The organism is Streptomyces sp. NPDC001027, assembly GCF_040299045.1.
Classification (GTDB): Bacteria; Actinomycetota; Actinomycetes; order Streptomycetales; family Streptomycetaceae; genus Streptomyces.
Genome location: NZ_JBEPBI010000321.1, coordinates 1 through 7,258 on the forward strand (window position 1 = coordinate 1; position 7,258 = coordinate 7,258).

Genomic DNA, 7,258 nt, shown 5'->3' on the forward strand with positions numbered 1-7,258 from the left:
CGTCGCCTGGTACCGGGACAACCCCGGGGTCTGGGGCCGGGCCGTCCGCCCCGCCCCGGCCACGGGGGCCGCGGCGTGCTGACCTGGCGCACCCTCGGTCCGCTGCGGGTCTCGGCCGACGGCCGGGACGTCACACCGACGGCGCCGAAGGTCCGCCAGGTGCTGGCCCTGCTGCTGGCCCGGCACGACACGGTCGTCCCGCTGGCCGCGCTGACGTCCGAGCTGTGGGCCGGGCGCCCGCCGCGCAGCGCCACCGCCACCGTGCAGACCTACGCCTACCAGCTGCGCAAGGCGCTGCACGGCGGCGAGGACCCCGGGCCGCTCGACAGCGGCCCGCTCGTCACCCACGCCCACGGATACCTGCTGCGGGTCCAGCCGGGCGCATGCGACGCGGAGGCGTTCGCGCGGCTCACCGGCCAGGCCCGTACGGCACTCGCAGAAGGCGACCCGGCCGGCGCCGTCGCGCTGCTCGACCAAGCCCTGCTGCTGTGGGACGGGCCGCCGTTCGCGGACGTCGCGCCGGGACCGGCGCTGCACGGGCACGCTCTGCGGCTGAACGAACTCCACCTCCAGGCCGAGGAGCTGCGCATCACCGCCGGCCTGCACCTGGGCCGACACCGCGATCTCGTCGGCGAGTTGAAGGAACTCGCCTGCGCGCACCCGCTGCACGAGTGGTTCCAGGGCTCGCTCATCATCGCCCTGGAACGGTGCGGCAGGCGGAGCGAGGCGCTCGACGTCTACCGACGGCTGAGCGCGCAGCTGCGGGACGAGCTGGGCCTGGATCCCTCACCCGGCCTGCAGCGTCTGCGCCAGCATGTGCTGACCGATCAGGTCAGCACGGCCGATCTCGACCTGCTGCCCGGCTGACGCGGACGCTCGGCCGGTACCTCACACGTCGGGCGAGCCGTCCCGCTGCTCCGCCGCGGCACGCCACAGGTCCTGCACCATGTCGCGGGGCGTGCGGGTCGGCTGCCATCCGAGGACGGTGCGCGCGGCCGACACCTCCACGGCCATCCAGTCGGCGTCGGTCAGCGACCGCGACTGCGTGACGGGACGCTCCACGAGCCGGGCCGAGCGGCCGCTGATGGAGATCAGCAGGTCCACCATGTCCCGGACGGGCTGCGAGGCGCCGCTCGCGATGTTCACCACGCGACCGGCGGCGCCGGGGGAGCGCAGCGCCGCGACGACGGCCCGGGACACGTCCTGGGCGTCGACGAAGTCACGGCTGCTGCGCAGCGGCGACACCCGCACCTCGGCCGTGCGGCCCCCGGCTGTTCCCTCGAGCAGTTGCGCGGCCACCTGCCCGAGCAGACTCCCTCGCGGAGTGCCGGCGCCGATGACGTTCGACAGCCGCAGCACCACCGCGTCCGCCGCGCCGGCCGCGACGGCCTGCTGCACCGCACGCGTGCCGTGCAGCTTCGACCGCCCGTAGCCGGTGGCCGGGACCTCCGGCGAGGACTCCGTGAGCCACACCCCTCGGGGCTGCGGGCTGTACTCGTGCACCGAGCCCAGCTGCACCAGCCGCGGCCGGGGTCCGGCGTCCGCCAGCGCCGCGAGGAGCCGCTCCACGAGCAGCTGGTTGCTGTGGCGCATCCGGTCGGCGGTGGGCGACCACACTTCTCCGGCGGCGTTCACCACGGCCTCGGGGCGCGCCTCGTCGATCAGCTCGACCAGTGCCCGGGTCCCGGCGTCGGCAAGATCCATGGGATGGAAGCGCCAGGACGCCGGGGTCTTGCGGGGGTGACGGGCGACGGCGAGAACCTCGTAGCCGTCCCGCTCCAGGGCGGTTCCCACATGACGGCCGACGAATCCGGTCGCCCCGAGGAGCAGCACGCGGCCCGACCTCCCGTCCGCATCGCCTGGCCGCCCCAGCGCACCGACCTCCGGCATTGCCGTCTCTCCTCCCGGGCCCGCGCGCTGCACGCCCGGTCACCGTCGCTGCCCCGCTCGGTCGCGGGTCTGACGACACCACTCAAGCAGCCCTTGATCGAGGATCACTCCAGGCTGTGTCGACCCGAGCCCTTCGTGGCCCGTTCTCGATCGGTCCTCGATCCCGACGTCCTACGGTGGAGTCATCATGAAGGTTCGAGAGATGGCCGTACCGGACGCCTACCACATCACACCGCATCACTTCCGTGACGAACGCGGCAGCTTCTACGAGTCGTTCCGGTGCGACCGGCTGGCCGACGAGATCGGCCGGCCGGTGCCCGTGGCCCAGGTGAACTACTCCGTGTCGCGCCGCAGCACTTTGCGCGGACTGCACGGCACGCTTCTTCCGCCCGGACAGGCCAAGGTGGTGTGCGTGGTGCGCGGCGCCGTCCTCGACATCGTCGTGGATCTGCGGGTCGGATCCCCCACGTGGGGGGTGTACGAGACGAACTGGCTGTCCGCCGACTCGGGCGAGACGCTGTTCGTCGCCGAAGGGCTGATGCACGGGTTCCTCGCCCTCACCGACGACACCTGCGTGTCGTATCTGTGTTCCACCGGGTTCGTGCCCGGGACACAAGTGGACGTCGACCCCTTCGACCCCGATCTCGCCCTGCCCTGGAGCCTGTCGGAGACCCCCCTGATGTCGGTGAAGGACTCCGCGGCGATCTCCGTGGCCGAGGCCCGGGACACCGGACTCCTGGCCCGGTACGAGGACTGCCTGGCGTACTACGAGGCGCTCCGGGCGGATGCCCGCTGAACCACCTTCTCGGCCCGTCCCCGGGCCGTCAGACACCCTTTCGGAGAGCCGATGACGCCCGGCGCCCCCACGCCCGCCCGCCACTACGCCCTGCTGCTGTTCGCCGACTTCGGCCACATCGCGCCCACCCTGGGAGTGGCCCGTGAACTCCTCGCCCGCGGCCACCGCGTCACCTACGTCGTCGACGAGCGGTTCGGCCCGGTCGTGGAGGACTGCGGCGCCCGCGCCGTCACCTACGTCTCCGGGCGCGGCGACTTCTACCGTGCCGCCGACCCCAGCCCGGACCGGCTCGCCCGTGACGGCTACGACCTGCTCGTCGACACCGTGCGCACCGTCTTCCCCGCCGCACTCGAGGCCCTGACAGCCGACCCGCCCGACGTCGTGCTCTACGACTTCGAGACGGTCGCCGCCGGCCGTGTGGCCGCCCGTGTCCTCGGGGCCGTGCCGGTCCAGGTCTGCCCCAGCCACGCCGCCAACGAGACCTTCTCCCTGCGCGCCCAGATGTGGGATCCCGGGCACCCGCTGATGGCCGAGGGAGCCAGGGTGCTCATCGGCTTCATGGGCGAACACGGCATCGGACTGGACGAGATGGGCCGGTACGGCACCGAATGGGACGCCCGGAACCTGGTCTTCCTGCCGCGGGCCTTCCAGATCGAGGGGGACGCCTTCGACGACCGGTTCGCCTTCGTGGGCCCCGTCTTCACCGAGCCCGAACCCGGCCTCTGGTCGCCCCCGGGCGACGGGCGCCGCGTCGCACTGGTGTCGCTCGGCACGGAGTCGGGAGACCGCGGCGACTTCTTCCGCCTGTGCGCCGAGGCGTTCTCGCCGACCGAGTGGCATGTCGTCATGACGCTCGGCCGCGACAGCGACCCCGCGCTCCTCGGGTCGCTGCCGGCGCATGTCGAGGCGCACCCCTGGCTGCCGCACCCCGCGGTGCTGCCGCACGCCGACGTGTTCGTGTGCCACGCGGGCATGGGCAGCATCATGGAGTCCCTGTTCTACGGCACGCCTGTGGTGGCCCTGCCCCGAGCCCATGAACTGGCGCTGAGCGCGCAGCGGCTGGAGGAGCGCGGGGTCGGCCGGGCGCTGTCCCGGGCAGGTCTGACCGCCGGGCGTCTCGCCGGCACGGTGGACGAGCTGCTCGCCGACCCCGCAGGGCCCGCGGCCCTCGCCGCGATGCGGGAGGCCGTCCGCACGGCGGGCGGCGCCGCCCGTGCCGCCGATCTCCTGCAGACGTGGGCGGCGCGGGTTCCGGCGACGACGCGCGGCTGAGCGGTCCGTCGGCACACGAAACGGGGTGGGTCCCGGCGACCTGGGGCGCCGGGACCCACCCCGTGGACGTGTCGCGGGGTCAGTGCGGCAGGGTCACGTACTCGAGCACCGTGTTGATGCTGTGGTCGATCATCTCGTCGGTCAGACCCGGGTACACGCCGATCCAGAACGTCCGCTCGGTGGTGATGTCGCTGTTGGTGAGCGGTCCGCTGACCCGGAACTCCTGTCCCTCGTAAGCCGGGTGACGGGTCAGGTTGCCCGCGAAGAAACGTCGGGTGGCGACCATGCTGGACTCCAGGTGGTCGATCAGAGCGCCGGGCTGGAACGGAGCGCCCGGCTGCACGGTGATGGCGAAGCCGAACCAGCTCGGGTCGCTGCCCGGCGTGGCATCGGGAAGCAGCAGGTGCGGCAGCCCGTCCAGACCCTCCCGCAGCCGGGCCCAGTTGTGCCGCCGGGCCTTGCCGAACTCGTCGATGCGGCTGAGCTGCTGGAGCCCGAGCGCCGCCGAGACGTCCGTCGACTTCAGGTTGTAACCCACGTGGGAGAAGATGTACTTGTGGTCGTAGCCCTCCGGCAGCGAACCCATCTGGTGCTCGAAACGCTTGAAGCAGCGGTTGTCCTCACCCGGCTCGCACCAGCAGTCGCGACCCCAGTCGCGCATCGACTCCACGATCCGCGCCAGGGCGAGGTTGTCCGTCAGCACGCAGCCGCCCTCGCCCATCGTGATGTGGTGGGCGGGATAGAAGCTCTCGGTCGCCAGGTCCCCGAAGGTTCCGGTGAGCTGCCCCTCGTAGGTGCTGCCCAGCGCGTCGCAGTTGTCCTCGATGAGGAACAGGCCACGGTCCTCGGCGAGTTGGGCGATCTCCCGCACCTGGAAGGGGTTGCCCAGCGCATGGGCCATCATGATCGCGCGGGTGCGCGGACCGATGGCCGCCTCCACCCGCTCCAGTGAGGCGTTGTAGGTGCCCAGCTCGACGTCGACGAAGACCGGCACCATGCCGTTCTGCAGGATGGGATTGACCGTCGTGGGGAACCCGGCGGCCACCGTGATCACCTCGTCGCCGCGCTTCAGCCGGTCCACGCCCAACTGCGGCGAGGTGAGGCTGCTGAGGGCCAGCAGATTGGCCGACGAGCCGGAGTTGGTCAGATGCGCCTTGCGCAGCCCGAAGTACTTCGCCAGCGCACGCTCCAGCCTGCGCGAGCTGACCCCGGCAGCGATGCGCATGTCGAGTGCCGCTTCCACCAGCGCCACCCGGTCGTCCTCGCTGAGCACCGCACCGGACGCCAGCACCGGCGTGCGGCCCGGCACGAACCCCGACGAGAGGGTGGAGCGGTGGTACTCCCGCACCAGGTCGAGAATCTCGGTCTTGTCGTTCCCCACGGCTGATGGCCTCCTGTATGTGCCGGTGGGGACGAGACGTGCTCGCCGGCTCGCAGTCGAAGCGAGTCCCCACGCCCGTATCGTTCGATCGGGGGAACCCCAGACCAGCACGTGCGCCCACCCGCAGGCCAGGCACGCCGGACGATTCTAGGGATCCACCAAGAGCATGAGGTCTAGGGATTTCATCGTCGCGGACCCGGCACTTTGGAGGAGCCAGGCCCGCGTGGGCCTTCCGCCCCTCCCTGGAGACGCACCCATGAAGCACGGCCGCCCGCCGGGCAAGCCCAGGCAGATCGTCGTCCTGCGCGGGGGAGGGACGTCCGGCGAGCGGGTCCGGCTCGGCGTCCACGACCTGCTGAACGGAACGTTCGCCACACCGCGCACCTTCTTCTACCGGCAGACCCTGGACTCCGACGCCCTGGCCGACTCCCTGCGCCGCACGCTGGCGCACCATCCGCTGCTCACGGGACGCCTCGAACGCGACGCGGACGGCGGCCTCAGCGTGGTGTGCAACGACGCCGGCGCGGTGTTCGCCGTCGCCCGCTCCGAGCAGGCGATGCCGGACTACGGGCCGGACCGCTCCGCCAAGCAGGATCTGCGCCGGTACATCCACTCCGTCAACGCCTTCCGCGTCGTCGGGCACGACACACCGCTGCTCACGGTCAAGGTCACCCACATGCGAGGAGGCGGCTCCGTGCTCGGCGTCGCCGTCAACCACAGCGTCGTCGACGGCGGCGGTTACCTCGACTTCCTGCGCCACTGGTCGCGCACGCACGCCGGACTGGACGCCTCCGCGGCGCCGTACGACCGGTCGCTGCTGGACGACCTGGCCGGCGAGGCGCGTCCCGCACCGGAGGACCCGCAGTACCAGGTCGTCACCGGACGGCAGAAGTTCGGGTTCATCTGGAGGGTCAACTCCCGTGCGTGGAAGGTCCGTACCGTCACGGTCCGACTGAGCGCGGCAGACGTCCTCGGCCTGCGCGCGGCCGCCCGCGCCGGACAGGACGCCGATCTGCCTCCTGCGTCCAGCGCGGTCGCGCTGGGAGCACACGTGTGGCGGGTCCTCGGCGCGCTCCGCGACCGGGAACCCGGCGCCGAGGAGCGTCTGGGGATCGTGGTCGGACTGCGGGCCGTGCTGAAGGACCGCCTTCCGCACGGTTACGGGGGCAATGCGGTGTCCAACACCACGGCCGTGCTGCCGGCCCGCGAGCTGCGCGAAGAGCCCCTCGCCCACACCGTCTCCGCGGTACGCGCCGCCGTGGACCGTGTCACGCCCGTCCGGGTGCGCCAGGAGGCCGCCTTCCTGGAGGCCCAGCGGCAGGCCGGGCGCTCGGCCCGGGTCCTCAGCCGTATGTCACTGGACGCCTTCGAGGGCACGGTGGCCCTGAACGACTCCGGCAAGTTGCCCGTGTACACGCTGGAGTTCGGCGCCGGACGGCCGTTCTGGTTCGAGTTCCCCGCAAGCCCCATCCCGTGGACGGCACTCGTCACGCCCACTCCCGACGACGACCACAGCCGCGATGTCCACCTGAGCGTTCCCCGAGAGGCAGCCGACGCACTGCGCAGCCCCCGGTGGGTCGAGCGTCTGCGCGGCGCTGCCGACGGCCCTGGCGGCCTCTGATCGCGGCTCCCCTCCTGAACGCCTCACGGGGGAGAGAGGCGGCCAGGTCCGCAGGGGGAAGGGCCTGCGGAAACCGGTTCCGGCGGTGTCCGCGGGCCCTTCCCCCTGTCACCGCCTACAGGCCTGCGGCCTTGCGCAGCGCGTCCACGCGGTCGGTGCGCTCCCACGTGAAGTCGGGCAGCTCGCGGCCGAAGTGGCCGTACGCGGCGGTCTGGGCGTAGATCGGGCGCAGCAGGTCGAGATCGCGGATGATCGCGGCCGGGCGCAGGTCGAAGACGTCGTCGATGGCCTTCTCGAT

General features: G+C 72.1%; 7 protein-coding genes. 4 read left to right on the forward strand and 3 right to left on the reverse strand.

What is annotated here, in order from left to right; all coding sequences use genetic code 11:
- The coding region (locus ABT300_RS39300) for an AfsR/SARP family transcriptional regulator (RefSeq protein ID WP_351686558.1) at nt 1-867 on the forward strand (867 nt) is incomplete at its 5' end.
- A 21-nt stretch (nt 868-888) separates the two neighbouring features.
- Here the strand turns inward: ABT300_RS39300 and ABT300_RS39305 are convergent.
- On the reverse strand, nt 889-1,890 hold the full coding sequence (locus ABT300_RS39305; RefSeq protein ID WP_351686561.1) for an NAD-dependent epimerase/dehydratase family protein: 1,002 nt from the start codon (nt 1,888-1,890) through the stop codon (nt 889-891).
- Between the two features lie 187 nt (nt 1,891-2,077).
- Between ABT300_RS39305 and ABT300_RS39310 the strand changes: the two genes are divergently transcribed.
- Both ABT300_RS39310 and ABT300_RS39315 read left to right on the forward strand, forming a co-directional pair.
- Nucleotides 2,078-2,686 (forward strand): dTDP-4-dehydrorhamnose 3,5-epimerase family protein, encoded by a 609-nt coding sequence (locus ABT300_RS39310; RefSeq protein ID WP_351686564.1) that lies wholly within the window; start codon nt 2,078-2,080, stop codon nt 2,684-2,686.
- A 51-nt stretch (nt 2,687-2,737) separates the two neighbouring features.
- Nucleotides 2,738-3,958 carry a macrolide family glycosyltransferase gene (locus ABT300_RS39315; protein WP_351686567.1) on the forward strand — a complete coding sequence of 407 codons (1,221 nt, stop codon included), beginning with the start codon at nt 2,738-2,740 and terminating at the stop codon, nt 3,956-3,958.
- Between the two features lie 79 nt (nt 3,959-4,037).
- Here ABT300_RS39315 and rfbH read toward each other — a convergent pair whose 3' ends face one another.
- Nucleotides 4,038-5,339, reverse strand: coding sequence for a lipopolysaccharide biosynthesis protein RfbH (gene rfbH / locus ABT300_RS39320; protein WP_351686569.1), 1,302 nt, complete (start codon nt 5,337-5,339; stop codon nt 4,038-4,040).
- 256 nt (nt 5,340-5,595) lie between these two features.
- Between rfbH and ABT300_RS39325 the strand changes: the two genes are divergently transcribed.
- A complete protein-coding gene (locus ABT300_RS39325; RefSeq protein WP_351686572.1) occupies nt 5,596-6,960 on the forward strand; it encodes an acyltransferase in 1,365 nt (454 codons plus the stop codon).
- Between the two features lie 115 nt (nt 6,961-7,075).
- Here ABT300_RS39325 and ABT300_RS39330 read toward each other — a convergent pair.
- The coding region (locus ABT300_RS39330; protein WP_351686574.1) for a methionine adenosyltransferase domain-containing protein at nt 7,076-7,258 on the reverse strand (183 nt) is incomplete at its 5' end.

Coding starts and splice junctions, on each gene's coding strand:
- ABT300_RS39305 (WP_351686561.1), bottom strand. CDS start 1,890: ATGCCGGAGGTCGGTGCGCTGGGGCGGCCAGGCGATGCGGACGGGAGG.
- ABT300_RS39310 (WP_351686564.1), top strand. CDS start 2,078: ATGAAGGTTCGAGAGATGGCCGTACCGGACGCCTACCACATCACACCG.
- ABT300_RS39315 (WP_351686567.1), top strand. CDS start 2,738: ATGACGCCCGGCGCCCCCACGCCCGCCCGCCACTACGCCCTGCTGCTG.
- ABT300_RS39325 (WP_351686572.1), top strand. CDS start 5,596: ATGAAGCACGGCCGCCCGCCGGGCAAGCCCAGGCAGATCGTCGTCCTG.